Below are 16,565 nucleotides of genomic sequence, written 5' to 3'. Positions count from 1 at the left end.
GCAAAAGGTCGTCACGGTCAGCGGGGGCTGGCCGGGGCGTTCGAAACGGATGGGTTGCGCATGCCGGCCGCGGCGAAGCGGATGAGGTGTTCGGCGGCGGTTTCGCGATGGTCGCGCTCGGCGACGTCGCTCTTGCGCTGGATGATGCCGAAGTCGGCCATCGCGTAAGTCAGGGCGCCGGTGACGATGTCCAGGCGCCAGTAGATGTCTTCCTTGGCCAGGCCGGGGAGCAGGCGGGCGAACTCGCTGGCGAACTGGCGCAGGATGTGGCCGTAGTTCTCGGACAGGAACCGGCGCAGGGTTTCATTGTGTTCGGCGTAGGCGCGGGCCAGGACGCGGACGAAGGCGGCGCCACCGCCATCGGTGCGGGACAGGTCCAGTGCCGGGCGGATGTAGGCGTCGAGGACATCCTCAAGGGAGGTCTCGTCCTTGCCGGCGAGGCGGTGCAGGGCGGCCAGGCGGCGGGTGTTCAGCTCATCCAGGCGGCGCCGGAACACCTCTTCGATCAGCTTGTCCTTGGAGCCGAAGTGGTAGTTCACGGCGGCCAGGTTCACCCGCGCGGCGGCGGTGACCTGGCGGAGCGAGGCACCGGCGAAACCGTGGGTGGCGAAGAGGGCCTCGGCGGCGCCCAGGATCCGTTCCTTCGTACTGCGCTCGCGTGAGGCGTAGGGGGCAGGGGTCATGGCAGGCCGCTCCGGCTGGGTCAGTTTGAATCAAACGATCGTTTGAGAATACGCCTGCACCAATTTGGTGGTCAATGTGCGCTGCACAACCCTGCAATTGACTTTCGAATGAGCTAGAATCCGTCAAGAATTCGTGAGCTAAGTCAGTCATTCCTGACGGCTTTAGCCCCAAACTTTCACCAGGCGCCCTCGGGGGGGTCTGGCATGCTTTGTTTCTTCCCTACCTTTCCCGGAGTATTCGTATGGCGCTGGAGCGCACCCTTTCGATCATCAAGCCCGACGCCGTCAAGAAGAACGTCATCGGTGAAATCCTGGCCCGTTTTGAAAAGGCTGGCCTCAAGATCGTCGCCGCCAAGATGAAGCAGCTGACCCGCGAAGAGGCCGAAGGCTTCTACGCTGTCCATAAGGAGCGTCCGTTCTTCGGCGCCCTGGTCGAGTTCATGATCTCCGGCCCGGTGATGATCCAGGCGCTGGAAGGCGAAGGCGCGGTCCTCAAGAACCGTGACCTCATGGGCGCCACCAACCCGAAGGAAGCGGCTGCCGGCACCATCCGCGCCGACTTCGCCGACTCGATCGACGCCAATGCCGTGCACGGCTCGGATTCGCTCGAGAACGCCGCCAACGAGATTAAGTACTTCTTCAACGACGCGGACGTCGTTTCGCACTGAGAACTGCCGTGAATACGCCTGCTGACAAGGTCAACCTGCTCGACTTCGACCGCCAGGGCCTGCGCGATTTCTTCGCCAGCATTGGTGAGAAGCCGTATCGCGCGGACCAGGTCATGAAGTGGATCTACCACCGCCTCGAAAATAACTTCGAGGCGATGACCGATGTCGGCAAGGCGCTTCGCGAAAAGCTCAATGCCACGTGCTATATCGGGCCGCCGTCGACCGTATTCGAAAAGGGTGCGATCGACGGTACCCATAAGTGGCTGCTCGGCATGGATGGCGGTAATGCCATCGAAACCGTGTATATCCCGGAACCCACCCGCGGCACGCTCTGCGTGTCCTCGCAGGTGGGTTGCGCCCTGAACTGCCAGTTCTGCTCCACGGCGACCCAGGGCTTCTCGCGCAACCTCTCAACGGCCGAAATCATCGGCCAGATGTGGGTCGCGGCCAAATTCCTGGGCAACGTCACGCACCAGCAGCGCCGCATCACCAACGTGGTGATGATGGGCATGGGCGAGCCGCTGCTCAATTTCGATAACGTGGTGAAAGCCATGAGCCTGATGCGCGACGACCTGGGTTTCGGCCTGGCGAGCAAGCGCGTCACCCTGTCGACCGCGGGCCTGGTGCCCATGATCGACAAGCTCTCTGCCGAGAGCGACGTCTCGCTGGCGGTGTCGCTGCATGCCGCCAACGACGAACTGCGTACCGAGCTGGTCCCGCTGAACAAGCGCTACAACCTGGCCGAGCTGGCCGGGGCATGCGAGCGCTACATCCGCCGGGCGCCGCGCACGACCATCACGTTCGAGTACACGCTCATGAAGGGCGTGAACGACCGCCCCGAGCACGCCCGCCAGCTCATCAAGTTCATGCGCCGCCTGCCGGGTAACAACAAGGTCAACCTGATCCCGTTCAATCCGTTCCCGGGCACGCGTTTCGAGCGCTCGGAGCCGGAAGAAATCCGCGCGTTCCAGACGCAGCTGTTGAACGCCGGGGTGCTTACCATGCTCCGCCGTACGCGCGGCGATGATATCGACGCCGCCTGCGGCCAGCTCAAGGGGCAGGTGGTCGATCGCACGCGCCGTCAGGCGGAGTTCCGCAAGAAACTCGACGAAGGGGTTGTTAATGCGGCTTGAGCGGTGGGGGATGCTGGTGGCGCTCGCCATGGCGTGCGCCGGGTGCGTGACGACGGGTGGGGACGGCCCGGGGGCCAACCTGAAGCAGAGCACCAAGTCGGATGAGCGCCGGCATGGCGCCGAGGTCCATACGGATCTCGGTACCAAGTACATGCAGCAGGGCAACCTCGAGGGTGCCATGGATAAGCTCAACAAGGCGGTGGCGTTCGATCCCACCTACGCCCCGGCACATACCGTGCTGGGCGTGCTGTATGAGCGCATCAACGATCCTGCCAATGCTGAGCTCCAGTACCGCAAGGCCGTCGAGCTCGACCCGAAGAAGGGTGACGCCAACAACAATCTGGCCGTGTTCCTGTGCAAGCAGGGCCGTTCGGCCGATGCCAGGCCTTATTTTGATCGCGCGCTGGCCGATCCGTTCTACGCCACGCCGGATCTTGCGCTCTCGAACGCGGGCACCTGCGCCCTGAAGGCCCATGATTACGACGGTGCCGAGGCGTATTTCCGCAAAGCGCTCGATCGTAACGCTCAAAGCGCGGACGCCCTGTATCAGATGGCGAACGTGTTGTACCTTAAGAACGATGCATTTCGGGCCCGTGCTTTTCTCCAGCGTTTTGAAGCGCTCGGCGTGGCCAGTCCGGATGCATTGAAGCTCGGGCACGATATCGAGCTCCGTCTGGGCAACGGGGAGGTTGCCCAGGACTATGCCAAACGCCTGCGTGAAAAGTTCCCGGATTCGGAACCCGCGCACGCTCTCGAAGCCACTGCACGTCAATGACCACTGCATCGTCTAATTCCAACGGTCGGGACGGAAGCGAACAGGATCTGTTCGCCGGCATCGAGCCCTTTGTAAACAGGGAGGACGCCATGGACCCGCAGAATGATTCCCAGGCCACCGACGGTGGCCGCGTCCTGATCGACCACGCGCACGAGGGGCACTTCGGCGCCCGTCTGCGTGCGGCGCGCGAGGCACGTGGTTACACGGCCGAAGCCTGTGGCCAGGCCCTGCGCCTGCCGGTTCGCCTTGTCCGCCAGCTTGAGGCGGGCGAGTACGGCGGCATCGATTACCAGGTGTACCTGGCGGGCTATCTCACCAAGTACGGTCGCTACGTGGGTGTTGACGAGGAGGCCATCCAGGCCGAGCTCGCGCGCCTTACCCCGCGCCAGCCCGATCTGGTCGTGACCGGGGGCGTGTCGCATTCGCGCTATCTGCTCGAGCGCTATGTAACGGCCGCGACCTACGTGGTGCTGACCGCGATCATCGTGGTGCCCATGGTGTGGCTGGGCGTGCGTGGCACGCTCGACCGTGACATGCCGCGCCTGGCGCCGCTGGATGCCGCCCCGGTGGCTCAGCAGGATGCCCCTGCGGCTGCGTCGTCCACGGCCTCGGCCAGCGTGGCGTCCGCCGCGCAGCCGGCGGCCACCACGCCCGCCGAGACGCATCCCGAAGATCAGCAGCCCGTCCTGGCCAGCATGGCCATGTTCCCGCCGCTGGATCACGCCGCGTCGAAGACCCCGCTGGTGACGAACGTGGCCGCTCCCGTGGCTGGCGTCACCGGCCAGGGTGGCCACGACCTTACGCTGAACCTCCCGGCCGCCAGCTGGGTGGAAGTGACGGACGCAGCGGGCCAGCGCCTGGAATACGGCATCCTGCCGGCGGGCACGCAGAAGTCGTACCACAGCGATTCCGCGCTCGATGTCCGCATCGGCAACGCCAACGGGGCCCAGGCTTCCGTGGACGGCCAGCCGGTGCAGATCGAAACCTTCCGCCGCGCCAACGTCGCCCGCTTCCGCGTCGACGTGCGTGATGGCAAGGCCTCGCCGGTCGCCTACTGATTGACCCGGCGCCGCCTTGCGGCGCTTTTCGGGTATCCTTGCCTATTGATCCGCGCCGCCGTCCCCGGACGGCCGGCTCGGGCCCGTTTCTTCCAAGGTTTGCTGCGCCCGGTGCGCAGTGGGTGATTGCATGGCATTCGACGTTTACGACGATTACGAACAGGGCGAACGCGTCCAGCAGTGGCTTCGCAAGAATGGCGTCAGCATCGCCGTCGGCATCGCCCTCGGCCTGGTCCTTATCTTTGGCTGGCAGCAGTGGAAATCGCACCGTGCCGGTCACGAGCTGTCCGCCGCCAATGAATTCGGCGCGCTGCAGACGGCCGCAGCCACCAACAAGACCACTGAAATCGACGTCCGCACCGAGACCCTGATGAAGGAATACTCGGATACGGCCTGGGCTGTATTCGCCGCCAGCGAGCGCGCGCAGCGCAACGTGTTGGCCGGCCAGTTCGACAAGGCGGCTGGCGACCTCGACTGGGCCCAGGCCCATGCGAAGGACGACACGCTCAAGGCCCTGGTGGGCCTGCGCGTCGCGCAGATGAAATACGCCCAGGGCAAGGCCCAGGATGCGCTGACGGCGCTCGATGCCCTCCAGGGTAAGGGCTTTTCCGCGTCGGCTCAGGAACTCCGCGGCGACGTGCTGGTCAAGCTGGGACGCCAGGACGACGCTCGCAAGGCCTACGAGGCGGCGATCGCCGCCATGGGCGACAGCGCACCGCAACGCGGTGTGGTTCAAACCAAACTCGATGATCTGGCTGTGGCCGGGAAGCAGGGTGCATGAAACGTTTCTGGGCAATCGCGTTGACCTCCTCACTGGCCGCCGTGGCCGGCTGCCATTCGTTCAAGAAGGAAAACGTCGAACCGCCGACTCCGCTCGACAAGAAGTTCGAGCCTTCGATCAAGGTTGAGCGTCTTTGGAAGAACAGCGTCGGTGACGGCGCAGCCGAATCCGGCATCCGCATGCGTCCCGCCGTGGTCGATGGCGTGGTCTACGCCGCCAGCACCGACGGCAAGATGGCCGCGTTCGATGCCAATACCGGCAAGACCCTGTGGTCCAAGAGCATCCGCCAGCACGGTTGGTTCGGCTGGGGCGACGACAAGCGCGAGGATTCGCGTTTCTCGGGTGGCCCGGGTGTCGCTGGCGACCTGGCTGCCGTCGGCACGCTTGATGGCCACGTGTATGCGATGAATTCGAAGGACGGCGAGCGCCGCTGGGCGGCCGAAGTGTCGTCGGAAGTGGTCACCGCCCCCGTCGTCACCCCCGACCTTGTCGTGGTCCGCTGCAATGATGGCCGTGTTTATGGCCTCGATGCGAAGACCGGCGAGCGCCGCTGGGTGTATGACCAGTCGCAGGTGCCGCTGCTCAGCCTGCGCGGCAACGGCCGCCTGCTGGTCGCCAACGGCGTGGTGTTCCTCGGCAGCGATGCCGGTAAGCTCGTGGCCATCCGTCTCGATAACGGCGAGAAGCTCTGGGAGCAGACCCTCGCCAGCGGTGAAGGCCGCACCGAGATCGATCGCCTGAACGATGCCGATGGCGCCATCACCCTTGATGGCACCACCCTGTACGGCGGCGCGTACCACGGCGATATCGCTGCGTTCGATGGCCCCAGCGGACGCCCGCTGTGGAACCACAAGTTCTCGACGTTTACCTCGCTGGATGCGCACGACAACTCGCTCTATGGCGTCGACGACACCTCGCAGGTGTTCGCTTTCGACAAGAGCACTGGCGCCAACATCTGGAAGCAGGCTGCGCTGAAGTGGCGCTGGGTCTCGGCCCCGGCCGCCCAGGGCAACTACGTCGTGGTCGGCGATCTCGATGGCCACATCCATTGGCTGAACGGCGCAGACGGCAAGATCGTCGGTCGTGAGCGCCTGTCGAAGAAGGCTATCCGCTCGCAGCCCGTCGTTTCCGGCGATATCGTGTATGTCGAAGATGTGGTTGGCCACATCGGCGCGTACCGAGTCGCTCATTGATTCACTGAAGGACCTTAGCTCTTCCCATGTTGCCCGTCATCGCCCTGGTCGGCCGCCCCAACGTCGGTAAGTCGACCCTATTCAATGCGCTGACGCGTAGCAGGGATGCTCTTGTCGCTGATATGCCCGGTGTTACCCGTGATCGCCACTATGGCATCAGCCATCTTGGCGATCGCCCGTTCGTGGTGGTCGACACGGGCGGTCTCTCCGGCAGCGACGAAGGTATCGAAGGCCTGACCGCGCAGCAGGTCCGTCTCGCTATCGCCGAGGCGAACCTGCTCGTCTTCGTGGTGGATGCCCGTGATGGCATCCTGCCGCTCGACGCGTCCATCCTGGGCGAGCTCCGCCGCAGCGGCAAGCCGGTCATCGTCGTGGTTAACAAGACCGACGGTACCGACGAGCCTACGGTCATGGCCGAGTTCGCCTCGTTCGGTGTCGCCGAAACGTTGCCGATGTCGGCGGCGCACAATCGCGGCGTCGATCGCCTCGTCACGCACGCCATGCCGTACCTGCCGCTTGATGAAGACGACGGTGCGGAAGCGCGCATGTCGCTGGAAGAGCAGGGCATTCGCGTCGCCATCGTCGGCCGCCCGAACGCAGGCAAATCTACCCTGATCAATCGTCTGCTGGGTGAGGAGCGCCTCATCGTCTCCGACCTGGCAGGCACCACGCGCGATCCCATTCGCGTGCCGCTCGAGCGTGACGGAAAGCGCTTCACGCTGATCGATACCGCTGGCGTCCGCCGCAAGGCACGCGTGGAAGAGGCGCTGGAGAAGTTCAGCGTCATCAAGACCCTGCAGTCCATTTCGGCGGCGCAGGTCACGCTTATCGTTATCGATGCGCGCGAGAACCTGGCTGACCAGGATCTCACGCTCATCGGCCATGTGATCGAAGAGGGCCGCGCGCTTGTCGTGGCGGTCAACAAGTGGGATGGCCTTGATGCCTACCAGCGCGACCAGACGGTCAAGGCGCTCGAGCGCCGCCTGCAGTTCGCCAGCTGGGCCAAGATCGTCTTCATCTCGGCGCTGCACGGCTCGGGCATGCGCGAGCTCATGCGCTCGGTAGTGCGTGCTCATGCGGCGGCGACCAAGGTGCTCACCGCGAGCGACCTCACTCGTGCACTCGAGAAGGCGTACGAGTCGTACCAGCCGCCGCTGGTTCGTGGCCATGCGCCCAAGCTGCGCTATGCGCATCCGGGCGGCAACAATCCGCCGACGATCGTCATCCACGGCAGCCGTACCAAGCACATCGCGCCGGCCTACCGCCGTTACCTCGAGAATTTCTTCCGGACGCGCTACAAGCTGGAAGGCACGCCGATCCGCATCGATTTCCGCGACGGTGAAAACCCGTTTGCCGGCAAGAAGAACGTGCTGACGGCAAGCCAGGCGCGTAGCCGCCAGCGCATGATCCGCAACGCGAAGCGGCGCGAAAAGTAAGCGCGCCGCACCTTCCGAGGTGCTGCATGACTGAAGGCCTTGACCGCGAGCGCTGGTTGAACGACCTGCGTTCGCGCATTCCTGAGACGGTGGCGACCGACGCCCTGGCTCGCCAACTCGGCGGGGCGTTGCTGATCGATGTGCGCGAAGAGAACGAGCGTGCCACCGGCACGCCGGCCGGTGCTGTCGGGCTTTCCCGCGGCTTCCTTGAACTCCGTATCGAGCAGGTCGAGCCCGACCATGAGCGTGAGTTGCTGCTGATCTGTGGCAGCGGTCAGCGTTCGCTGTTGGCGGGCGAAGCCCTGCAGCGCATGGGCTATCGGCGCGTACATTCCGTGGCCGGCGGCATGGCTGCATGGAAGGCCGCGGGTTTGCCGGTGAGTGCGGGTGCGCTCGATGCCGATGCCGCGGAACGCTACAGCCGGCAGATCCTGCTGCCCCAGGTGGGCGAAGCCGGGCAGGCCAGGCTGGCCGCCGCGCGGGTGGTCGTGATTGGCGCAGGCGGACTGGGTGCGCCGGCTTTGCTCTATCTCGCTGCGGCGGGTGTTGGCCAGATCACGATCATCGACGATGACCGCGTGGAGCGCTCGAACCTGCATCGCCAGGTCGTGCATGCCGACGCGCGGGTAGGGATGGGCAAGGCTGAATCGGCGCGGATGACGTTGCTGGCCCTCAACCCGCGCGTCTCGGTCATGGTGGTGGCCGAGCGGCTCCGGGCCGAAAACGTCGAGGCGCTGATCCGTGATCACGACGTCGTGGTCGATGGCGCCGATAATTTCGCCACGCGCTATTTGCTCGCCGCCGCAACGCGACGCCTTGGCCAGCCCATGGTGTACGCCGCCATCGAGCGCTTCACGGGCCAGGCCAGCGTCTTCGATCCCCGGCGCGAGGATTCCCCGTGCTATCGCTGCCTGTTCCCAGAGCCGCCGTCGGCCGCGGATGCGCCGAACTGTGCGGAAGCGGGTGTGCTTGGCGTGCTTCCGGGCACGCTTGGCCTCGTTCAGGCCACTGAAGCAATCAAGCTCGTGCTCGGCATCGGCCAGCCCCTCGTTGGCCGTCTGCTCACGTACGACGCGTTGGCCATGCGCTTCCGTGAACTGACCCTGCGCCGGGATCCCGCATGTCCAGGCTGCGGCCCCGATGCAACCTTCACCGGCTACACCGACCTCGAGCACATGTGCGCGACCGCACTGTAGGAGCCCACCCTGTGGGCGACATCTTTTCGCGACAACGCCACAGGGCCTGCGGCGTTGTCGCGAACGGCGTCGCCCACAGGGTGGGCTCCTACAGCTGCGGGGTCACCGAGTACATCGCGGCGTCGACTGATATATCGTTAATTACCAGTCTGTTGCGTAACATTCCTTCGAAATTACCACCGATCCGTTCAGCGGCTCTGCGACTCGGTACGTTGTCGTGTGCGGCCACGATTTCCACCCGGCTGACGCCCACCACCTCGAAGGCCCAGAGCAGGGCAAGATGTGCCGCCCGGGTAACGATGCCACGGCCCTGCGCTGACTCGCGCACCCAGTAGCCGAGGTTCGCAAAGCGGTGCTCGCGGTTGCGCTGGTTGATGCCCATGCCGCCCAGGAAGGCATCGGTCTGCGCATCGACGATCACCATCTCGAAGCCATCGCCTAGCAGCCATGCCTGTTTGCACAGGCGGATCCAATCCTGTGCCGTGGCGGTGTCGTAGTCTGCGCGCGCCCAACTGAGCCACGGGCCGGCGGTGGCAATCGATTCGCGGACCGCTTCGGCCAGGCCTTCGGCATCGCCGTCGCGGTAGGCACGCAAACGCACGACGCCATCGGTCAGGTCACGCGGGTAGGGCACGGTATCCATGGTCATTGCCCATTAAATCACGGATAATGCACCGCTTTTCGCAGGCGAACTTTCCATGACGGCACGCATCCTCGACGGCAAGCGCATCGCCCACGAACTGCTCGAGCATATCGGGCTGCGCGTCGCCAAGCGTGTCGCCGAGGGCCGGCGCAAGCCGGGCCTTGCCGTGGTGCTGGTCGGCACCGATCCCGCGTCCGCGGTCTATGTGAAGAACAAACGTCGCGCCTGTCAGCAGGTGGGTTTCGAGTCGTTCGCCTACGACCTGCCGGCGGAAACCTCGCAGGACGAGCTCTTCGCCCTGATCGACAAGCTCAATGCCGACCCGTCCGTACACGGCATCCTGGTGCAGTCGCCGCTGCCTCACCACATCGACGAAGACGCCCTCGTTGATCGCATCGATGCCCGCAAGGACGTCGATGGCTTCCAGGCGGTGAACGTCGGCCGCCTCGCGCTGCGCCGTTTCGGCCTGCGCCCGTGCACGCCCAAGGGCGTGATGACCCTGCTTGGCCATACCGACCGCCCGGTACGCGGCCGTCATGCCGTCATCGTCGGCGTGTCCAACCATGTCGGCCGCCCGCTTGCGCTTGAGATGCTAATTGCCGGTTGTACAGTGACTTCCTGCCATAAGTTCACGCAGGATCTCGAAGGCTTCGTCCGCCAGGCCGACATCCTCGTGGTCGCCGCCGGCAAGCCGGGCTTGGTCAAGGGCGAATGGGTCAAGGAAGGCGCCGTGGTCGTGGACGTCGGCATCAACCGCCTGGAAGACGGCCGCCTGGTCGGTGACGTGGAATTCGCCCCGGCCGCCGAGCGCGCTTCGTGGATCACCCCGGTGCCGGGTGGCGTGGGCCCCATGACCGTTGCGACCCTGATGGAAAACACCCTGGAAGCCGCGGAAGCGCTCGACGCGTAAAGCTGTCGCACCCACTGTCGCAATGTTGCAACGCAGGGTATAATGGCGTGATTTACTCGCGGGACTAATGCTATGCGCATCCTTGCCGAGGCACTCACTTACGACGACGTGTTTCTGGTTCCCGGCCACTCCACGGTTCTGCCGCGTGATGTGGATACCTCAACGCGGTTCACCCGCGGCCTCCGCCTGAATATTCCGATCGTGTCCGCTGCCATGGACACCGTCACCGAGGCGCGACTGGCGATCACCATGGCCCAGAACGGCGGCATGGGGATCATCCACAAGAACATGACGTTCGATCAGCAGGCCGCGCAGGTCCGCCTGGTCAAGAAGTTCGAAGCGGGCGTCATCCGCAGCCCGATCACCGTGCGCCCCGATACCTCCATCGGTGAAGTCATCGCACTGACCCGCGCACACAACATCTCCGGTGTCCCCGTCGTCGACGGCGAGCGCCTGGTCGGCATCGTGACCGGCCGCGACATGCGCTTCGAGCGCAAGCACGACGACCCGGTCCGCAACATCATGACGCGCGAAGAGCGCCTCATCACGGTGAAGGAAGGCGCGTCGCACGACGAAGTCCTCGAACTCCTCCACCGCAACCGCATCGAAAAGGTCCTGGTCGTCAACGACGACTTCCAGCTCCGTGGCCTTATCACGGTGAAGGACATCCAGAAGGCCCGCGACAATCCCAACGCCGCCAAGGACTCGCACGAGCGCCTGGTCGTTGGCGCCGCGGTGGGTGTGGGCGGCGATACCGAACAGCGCGTGGAGGCCCTCGTGGCCGCCGGCGTCGATGTCATCGTGGTCGATACCGCACATGGCCACTCGCAGGGCGTGATCGATCGCGCCGGCTGGGTGAAGAAGCGCTACCCGCAGGTGCAGGTCATCGCCGGCAACATCGTCACCGGTGAAGCCGCGCGCGCACTGCTCGATGCCGGCGTCGACGCCGTCAAGGTCGGCGTGGGCCCGGGCTCGATCTGCACCACCCGCATCGTCACCGGTATCGGTGTGCCGCAGATCACGTCGATCGACCTGGTCGCCACGGCGCTGAAGGGCGAGATCCCGCTCATCGCCGACGGCGGCATCCGTTACTCGGGCGATATCCCGAAGGCGCTGGCCGCCGGCGCATCCTCGGTGATGCTTGGCTCCATGTTCGCGGGCACCGAGGAATCCCCGGGCGAGGTCGAACTCTTCCAGGGTCGCTCCTATAAGAGCTACCGCGGCATGGGCTCCATCGGCGCCATGCAGCTGGGCTCGAAGGACCGTTACTTCCAGGATGAAGCCGACGCCGACAAGCTCGTGCCGGAAGGCATCGAGGGTCGCGTGCCGTACCGTGGCTCGATCCGAAACATCATCCACCAGATGATGGGCGGCCTGCGTGCGTCCATGGGCTACATGGGCACGGCCAACATCGAAGAGATCCACGAGAAGGCGCAGTTCGTGAAGGTGACCGGTGCCGGCGTGCGCGAGGCGCACCCGCACGATATCCAGATCACGAAGGAAGCACCGAACTACCGCGTCCTGGATTGATGCCCCGGGGCATCCGAGCCAGGTAACACAGGACGCCCGCGACACGTGGGCGTTCTGCTTTTCGCACACCGTATTTTTTACTGCAGGCCGCCACGATGACCGATATCCATAGCGACAAGATCCTCATCCTCGACTTTGGCTCGCAGTACACGCAGCTGATCGCCCGCCGCATCCGTGAGATCGGCGTCTATTGCGAAGTGTGGGCCTGGGACCACGCGCCGGAAGATATCCGCGGCTTCAACCCGCGTGGCGTCATCCTTTCGGGTGGCCCGGAATCGGTCACCGAGGCGGATTCCCCGCGCGCTCCGGACGTGGTGTTTAACCTCGGCGTGCCGGTACTCGGCATCTGCTACGGCATGCAGACCATGAGCGAACAGCTCGGCGGCAAGGTCGAAGCCGGCCACCACCGCGAGTTCGGCCCGGCGACGGTCACCTTTGCTTCGTGCGGCCTGTTCGATGGCGTGATGGACGACGGCGAAGCCCTGGGCGTCTGGATGTCCCACGGCGACCGCGTGACGAAGCTGCCGGAAGGCTTCCGCTCGACCGCGTCGACCTCCAGTCTGCCGCTGGCCGCCATGGCCGATGACGAGCGCCGCTTCTACGGCCTGCAGTTCCACCCGGAAGTGACCCACACCAAGAAGGGCATGGAGCTGCTCCGTCGCTTCGTGGTCGACCTCTGCGGTTCGGCCACCCTGTGGGATGCCGCGCACATCATCGAAGACGCCGTCGCCCGCGTCCGCGAGCAGGTGGGGTCCGACCGCGTGCTGCTCGGCCTGAGCGGTGGCGTCGATTCCTCCGTGGTTGCTGCGTTGCTGGAGAAGGCCATTGGCCACCAGCTCACCTGCGTCTTCGTCGATACCGGTCTGCTGCGCTTCCAGGAAGGCGACCAGGTCATGGCCACCATGGCCGAGCACATGGGCGTGCACGTCATCCGCGTGGATGCGAAGCAGCGCTTTTTCGACGCCCTGGCTGGCGTGGAAGACCCGGAAGCCAAGCGCAAGGTCATTGGCCGCCTGTTCGTCGAGGTGTTCGATGAGGAATCCGCCAAGCTCGAGGGCGTGAAGTGGCTCGCCCAGGGCACGATCTACCCGGACGTCATCGAATCCGCCGGCAGCAAGACGGGCAAGGCCCACGTCATCAAGAGCCACCACAACGTCGGCGGCCTGCCGGAGCACATGAAGCTCAAGCTGGTCGAGCCGCTCCGCGAGCTGTTCAAGGACGAAGTCCGCCGCATCGGCGTTGAACTCGGCCTGCCGCGTGAGATGGTCTACCGCCACCCGTTCCCGGGCCCGGGCCTCGGCGTGCGCGTGCTGGGCGAAGTGAAGCCGGAATACGTCGACCTGCTGCAGCGTGCGGATGCGATCTTCATCGAAGAGCTGCGCGCGCACGACCTGTACGACCGGGTGAGCCAGGCCTTTGCCGTGTTCCTGCCGGTCCGTTCGGTGGGCGTCGTTGGCGACGGCCGTGCGTATGAGTGGGTGATCGCGCTGCGTGCCGTGGAGACGATCGACTTCATGACGGCGCACTGGGCGCACCTGCCGTACGACTTCCTTGATAAGTGTTCTACGCGAATTATCAATGAGTTGCGTGGTATTTCTCGTGTGGTTTATGACATTTCGGGGAAGCCGCCGGCTACGATTGAGTGGGAGTGATCGTCTCCTTGTTGGTTTAATTTTTTCGAAAAAAGGTCACTTTGAGTGACCTTTTTTTCTTTTTGGTAAACCAATCCTCTTGCGTTGGTTTAAAAAAACCGTATTTTGGTCACTGTGAGTGACTCAAAAGCCAAAAAAATAAACTCGCTGATTAGCGAGTTCGGCGACACCCAGCTCGTCTCCACGCGCTGGCTGAGGGCGCACGGCTATGCCAGCAATCTGGTGGTGCGCTATGTCGCTAGCGGCTGGCTCGTTCCGGTGGCGCGTGGCGTTTACCTACGCACTGGCGGCCGGTTGACCTGGGAGGGAGCAGTTCGAAGTCTTCAGGCTGACGAAGGCCGCCCTCTGCATGTTGGCGGGCGTTTCGCGCTAAGCCTGCAGGGGCACGAACACTACCTGCGGCTCGGCGATCCCGGCACGGTCACGTTGTATGGGCCGAGCCGACCGCCGGCGTGGCTCGAAAAGCTTCCCCTCGAAGAGCGTTTTGCATTTCTTGGCACCGGCTCGTTTGATTCGGCCTTCCTGCACTTTTCAGCGGATACCTCGGACGTCGCGCTCGCTGCGCAGGGGTTGCTCCGGCGTCGGCCTGCAGATGAGGGCGGCGGCCTGGTGTGCTCGACCGTCGAGCGCGCCATGCTTGAACTATGCGATGGCGTATCCGAGCCGACGCTGGTCTACGAAGTCGACGCACTCATGCAGTCGATGACAACCCTGAGCCCGCAGCGACTCGCGCAGCAACTGCGACACTGCCGAAGCATCAAGGCCAAGCGCTTGTTCCTCGCGCTCGCGCAACGCCACCAACACGCGTGGCTTCCGCATGTCCCGCTCGACGGTGTGGACCTAGGCAGCGGTAAGCGCGCCCTGGTGCCAGGCGGTCGGCTTGACCCGACGTATCAAATCACTTTACCAACGGATCTGGATGAGCATTTGGCTTGACGAAAGAGGGCGGCGATACGCTGATCGCGTGCGTTTGCTGGTTGAGATCCTCCCCGAGCTGGCTCGCGAACCGCAATTTGCGCTGAAGGGCGGAACAGCGATCAACCTCTTTGAGCACGATCTGCCACGGCTGTCGGTAGACATCGATCTGGCCTGGCTGCCTATCCATGACTTCGCCGAAGATGCGCGGCTCATAACGGAGGCCCTTGGTCGGCTGGCGGATGCGCTTCGGGCTCGCCCGCTCCAGCTTCATGTACAGGCGTCGGGTCCTGCTGGTGGCGTCATTAATCGCCTCGTGGTTAAGCGAGGAAATGCGCGCGTACAGATCGAGACTACGCCGGTGATGCGCGGAACTGTGCATCCGGTACGCACCATGGTCGTGCGCCCGAGCGTCGAAGCGGCGTTTGGCTTCGCGTCCGTGAAGGTCGTGAGCTTTGCCGATCTCTACGCGGGGAAGCTTTCCGCTGCACTTTCCCGGCAGCACCCCCGGGACTTGTTCGATGTCGGCCTGCTTCTACAGGACGACCGGACGGGGCAGGAGCTATGGCGAACCTTCCTCGTCTACCTGACATGCAGCCCGAAACCCGCCTGGGAGATGCTGGCACCGCGCGTTCCTGCGGATTTTTCTGCGACATTCGACGCGCATTTTAAGGGGATGACTGCAGAGCCGGTCGAAGCGGAGGGCCTCCTCGCCGTTCGCGAGCGACTCCTTGAGCGGGTTGCCAGCTGGCTGGACGAGCCATCCAAGGCATTCCTTAGATCTGTCGAGGACGAGGCGCCGAACTTCGGCCTGATTGGGCTAGCTGACGCTGCTGGCTTACCGGCTGTAAAGCATAAGCTGCGGAACCTGGCGCAGCGCACAGCGGCGAAGCGCGCAGCTGATAGAGTGCTGCTGGAAGAAGCCCTCGATGGAATAGTCGAAGTGGTGTGAGTTTTGAAAAATCGCATTAGTCGTAGTGGGGCTACGACTAAATGAATTTTTTCAAATGGGAGCGGAGTCGTACGTCGGTCGTTTGGGCGAAGGTAGCCCAGCGAGCATCCCATCAGCGGCCTCCTGGAACCGCTCCACCAGAAAATCCAGCAGCACCCGCACCCTTGGCGACATGTATCGGTTCGGGTGGAACACGGCATAGATTCCGGGCTCGCCCTCAATGAGGTCGGGCAGCACGACCTGCAGTGAGCCATTCCGAAGGTCCGCCGCGACGTCCCATATGGTCTTCCGCGCGACGCCGCGGCCGGCCAGCGCCCATGCGCGAGCCAGCGCGCCGTCATTGGTCTCCCATGCATTTTCCATGGCCACGGTGTGGTTCACGCGCCGCCCTGAGGCGGCGAAGTGGAACGTATTGAGCGGGCCATCAGCTGTAACGAGAACGACGAACTGGTGGTTGGCGAGATCGGGGATGGTCTCTGGCATGCCATGCTCCGCGAGATAGCCCGGTGATGCACATAGCACCCGCCAGTTCGGCGCAAGCCGTCGTGCGACCAGGGACTCGTTATCTGGCTTGCCAAAACGAATCGCGAAGTCAGCATCGTCATTCAGCAGATCCGACAGCGAATCGCTAAGGGTCAGGGCGATTTTCAATGCCGGGTGCGTGCGCGTGAACTCCTCAATCCAATCGTTCAGCAGGTGGCGCCCAAAGTCGGCGGACGCTGAGATGCGGACCTTGCCCTGCACCTCGCCCTGATTGGCGTGAAGGGCGTCTCCGGCGTCGTCGATCGCCTGTAGTGCGATGCCGCAGTGGTGTTGATAGATCCGGCCTTCCTCGGTCAGGCGCAGTTGTCGCGTGCTGCGGTCGAAGAGCTTGGCGCCCAGCGCCGCTTCGAGCTTGGTGAGCCGGGCGCTTGCGGCGGCGGGTGAGAAGCCAAGCTTGCGGCCGGCTGCGGTGAGGCTGCCCAGGGAGGCGGCCTCCACGAACAAGCGCATATCACCCAGGCGGTCAGTAGCCATTCTTCATGTGGATTTGATGGTGA

Annotated in this window: 16 protein-coding genes; 13 read left to right on the top strand and 3 right to left on the bottom strand. The window is 64.2% G+C overall.

The window, feature by feature from the left end:
- Positions 1-17 precede the first annotated feature (17 nt).
- Positions 18-683 carry a TetR/AcrR family transcriptional regulator gene (locus L2Y96_RS11075; RefSeq protein ID WP_247336853.1) on the bottom strand — a complete coding sequence of 222 codons (666 nt, stop codon included), beginning with the start codon at positions 681-683 and terminating at the stop codon, positions 18-20.
- Positions 684-925: 242 nt separating this feature from the next.
- Here L2Y96_RS11075 and ndk point away from each other — a divergent pair, with 242 nt between their 5' ends.
- The 8 genes from ndk to moeB all read left to right on the top strand — a co-directional run bounded on the left by ndk (position 926) and on the right by moeB (position 8,923).
- Complete coding sequence (gene ndk, locus L2Y96_RS11070) at positions 926-1,351, top strand: nucleoside-diphosphate kinase (RefSeq protein ID WP_247336850.1); 426 nt, start codon at positions 926-928, stop codon at positions 1,349-1,351.
- Positions 1,352-1,359: 8 nt separating this feature from the next.
- On the top strand, positions 1,360-2,484 hold the full coding sequence (gene rlmN, locus L2Y96_RS11065; protein ID WP_247336847.1) for a dual-specificity RNA methyltransferase RlmN: 1,125 nt from the start codon (positions 1,360-1,362) through the stop codon (positions 2,482-2,484).
- Positions 2,474-3,259, top strand: coding sequence for a type IV pilus biogenesis/stability protein PilW (gene pilW, locus L2Y96_RS11060; RefSeq protein WP_247336844.1), 786 nt, complete (start codon positions 2,474-2,476; stop codon positions 3,257-3,259). The genes rlmN and pilW overlap by 11 nt, the downstream gene beginning before the upstream one ends.
- Before the next feature lie 89 nt (positions 3,260-3,348).
- Positions 3,349-4,317, top strand: coding sequence for a helix-turn-helix domain-containing protein (locus tag L2Y96_RS11055; RefSeq protein ID WP_247336841.1), 969 nt, complete (start codon positions 3,349-3,351; stop codon positions 4,315-4,317).
- Positions 4,318-4,447: 130 nt separating this feature from the next.
- Positions 4,448-5,098 carry a YfgM family protein gene (locus L2Y96_RS11050; protein ID WP_247336839.1) on the top strand — a complete coding sequence of 217 codons (651 nt, stop codon included), beginning with the start codon at positions 4,448-4,450 and terminating at the stop codon, positions 5,096-5,098.
- Positions 5,095-6,291: an outer membrane protein assembly factor BamB gene (gene bamB / locus L2Y96_RS11045; protein WP_247336836.1), complete on the top strand. Its 1,197-nt coding sequence runs from the start codon at positions 5,095-5,097 to the stop codon at positions 6,289-6,291. Before L2Y96_RS11050 ends, bamB begins: the two co-directional genes overlap by 4 nt.
- Before the next feature lie 26 nt (positions 6,292-6,317).
- Positions 6,318-7,727 (top strand): ribosome biogenesis GTPase Der, encoded by a 1,410-nt coding sequence (der, locus tag L2Y96_RS11040; RefSeq protein WP_247336833.1) that lies wholly within the window; start codon positions 6,318-6,320, stop codon positions 7,725-7,727.
- A gap of 26 nt (positions 7,728-7,753) precedes the next feature.
- Positions 7,754-8,923, top strand: a complete 1,170-nt coding sequence (gene moeB / locus L2Y96_RS11035) for a molybdopterin-synthase adenylyltransferase MoeB (protein WP_247336830.1) — start codon at positions 7,754-7,756, stop codon at positions 8,921-8,923.
- Between the two features lie 88 nt (positions 8,924-9,011).
- Here the strand turns inward: moeB and L2Y96_RS11030 are convergent, their stop codons facing one another.
- Positions 9,012-9,566: a GNAT family N-acetyltransferase gene (locus L2Y96_RS11030; protein WP_247336828.1), complete on the bottom strand. Its 555-nt coding sequence runs from the start codon at positions 9,564-9,566 to the stop codon at positions 9,012-9,014.
- A 55-nt stretch (positions 9,567-9,621) separates the two neighbouring features.
- On the opposite strand from L2Y96_RS11030, the gene folD reads away from it, so the two are divergent.
- From folD to L2Y96_RS11005, 5 genes are all read left to right on the top strand, one after another.
- Positions 9,622-10,476, top strand: coding sequence for a bifunctional methylenetetrahydrofolate dehydrogenase/methenyltetrahydrofolate cyclohydrolase FolD (folD, locus tag L2Y96_RS11025; protein WP_247336825.1), 855 nt, complete (start codon positions 9,622-9,624; stop codon positions 10,474-10,476).
- Positions 10,477-10,548: 72 nt separating this feature from the next.
- On the top strand, positions 10,549-12,006 hold the full coding sequence (guaB, locus tag L2Y96_RS11020) for an IMP dehydrogenase (RefSeq protein WP_247336822.1): 1,458 nt from the start codon (positions 10,549-10,551) through the stop codon (positions 12,004-12,006).
- Positions 12,007-12,101: 95 nt separating this feature from the next.
- A complete protein-coding gene (gene guaA / locus L2Y96_RS11015; protein ID WP_247336819.1) occupies positions 12,102-13,658 on the top strand; it encodes a glutamine-hydrolyzing GMP synthase in 1,557 nt (518 codons plus the stop codon).
- 147 nt (positions 13,659-13,805) lie between these two features.
- Entirely contained in the window at positions 13,806-14,594 is a 789-nt protein-coding gene (locus tag L2Y96_RS11010; RefSeq protein WP_425492622.1) for a type IV toxin-antitoxin system AbiEi family antitoxin domain-containing protein, read from the top strand.
- Positions 14,578-15,525 carry a nucleotidyl transferase AbiEii/AbiGii toxin family protein gene (locus L2Y96_RS11005; RefSeq protein ID WP_247336814.1) on the top strand — a complete coding sequence of 316 codons (948 nt, stop codon included), beginning with the start codon at positions 14,578-14,580 and terminating at the stop codon, positions 15,523-15,525. The genes L2Y96_RS11010 and L2Y96_RS11005 overlap by 17 nt, the downstream gene beginning before the upstream one ends.
- A 51-nt stretch (positions 15,526-15,576) precedes the next feature.
- Here L2Y96_RS11005 and L2Y96_RS11000 read toward each other — a convergent pair whose 3' ends face one another.
- Positions 15,577-16,542: a LysR family transcriptional regulator gene (locus L2Y96_RS11000; RefSeq protein WP_247336812.1), complete on the bottom strand. Its 966-nt coding sequence runs from the start codon at positions 16,540-16,542 to the stop codon at positions 15,577-15,579.
- Positions 16,543-16,565 lie beyond the last annotated feature (23 nt).

Origin of the sequence: Luteibacter aegosomaticola, assembly GCF_023078475.1 — a bacterium.
In the GTDB taxonomy this organism is placed as follows: domain Bacteria; phylum Pseudomonadota; class Gammaproteobacteria; order Xanthomonadales; family Rhodanobacteraceae; genus Luteibacter; species Luteibacter aegosomaticola.
This window is presented reverse-complemented; position numbering and strand designations above follow the sequence as displayed.

Bases quoted from the DNA above. Each gene is read 5' to 3' on its own strand.
- bamB (WP_247336836.1), top strand. From the start codon at position 5,095: ATGAAACGTTTCTGGGCAATCGCGTTGACCTCCTCACTGGCCGCCGTG.
- L2Y96_RS11055 (WP_247336841.1), top strand. From the start codon at position 3,349: ATGGACCCGCAGAATGATTCCCAGGCCACCGACGGTGGCCGCGTCCTG.
- moeB (WP_247336830.1), top strand. From the start codon at position 7,754: ATGACTGAAGGCCTTGACCGCGAGCGCTGGTTGAACGACCTGCGTTCG.
- L2Y96_RS11050 (WP_247336839.1), top strand. From the start codon at position 4,448: ATGGCATTCGACGTTTACGACGATTACGAACAGGGCGAACGCGTCCAG.
- pilW (WP_247336844.1), top strand. From the start codon at position 2,474: ATGCGGCTTGAGCGGTGGGGGATGCTGGTGGCGCTCGCCATGGCGTGC.
- guaA (WP_247336819.1), top strand. From the start codon at position 12,102: ATGACCGATATCCATAGCGACAAGATCCTCATCCTCGACTTTGGCTCG.
- L2Y96_RS11075 (WP_247336853.1), bottom strand. From the start codon at position 683: ATGACCCCTGCCCCCTACGCCTCACGCGAGCGCAGTACGAAGGAACGG.
- folD (WP_247336825.1), top strand. From the start codon at position 9,622: ATGACGGCACGCATCCTCGACGGCAAGCGCATCGCCCACGAACTGCTC.
- guaB (WP_247336822.1), top strand. From the start codon at position 10,549: ATGCGCATCCTTGCCGAGGCACTCACTTACGACGACGTGTTTCTGGTT.
- L2Y96_RS11030 (WP_247336828.1), bottom strand. From the start codon at position 9,566: ATGGATACCGTGCCCTACCCGCGTGACCTGACCGATGGCGTCGTGCGT.
- der (WP_247336833.1), top strand. From the start codon at position 6,318: ATGTTGCCCGTCATCGCCCTGGTCGGCCGCCCCAACGTCGGTAAGTCG.
- L2Y96_RS11000 (WP_247336812.1), bottom strand. From the start codon at position 16,542: ATGGCTACTGACCGCCTGGGTGATATGCGCTTGTTCGTGGAGGCCGCC.
- ndk (WP_247336850.1), top strand. From the start codon at position 926: ATGGCGCTGGAGCGCACCCTTTCGATCATCAAGCCCGACGCCGTCAAG.
- L2Y96_RS11005 (WP_247336814.1), top strand. From the start codon at position 14,578: ATGAGCATTTGGCTTGACGAAAGAGGGCGGCGATACGCTGATCGCGTG.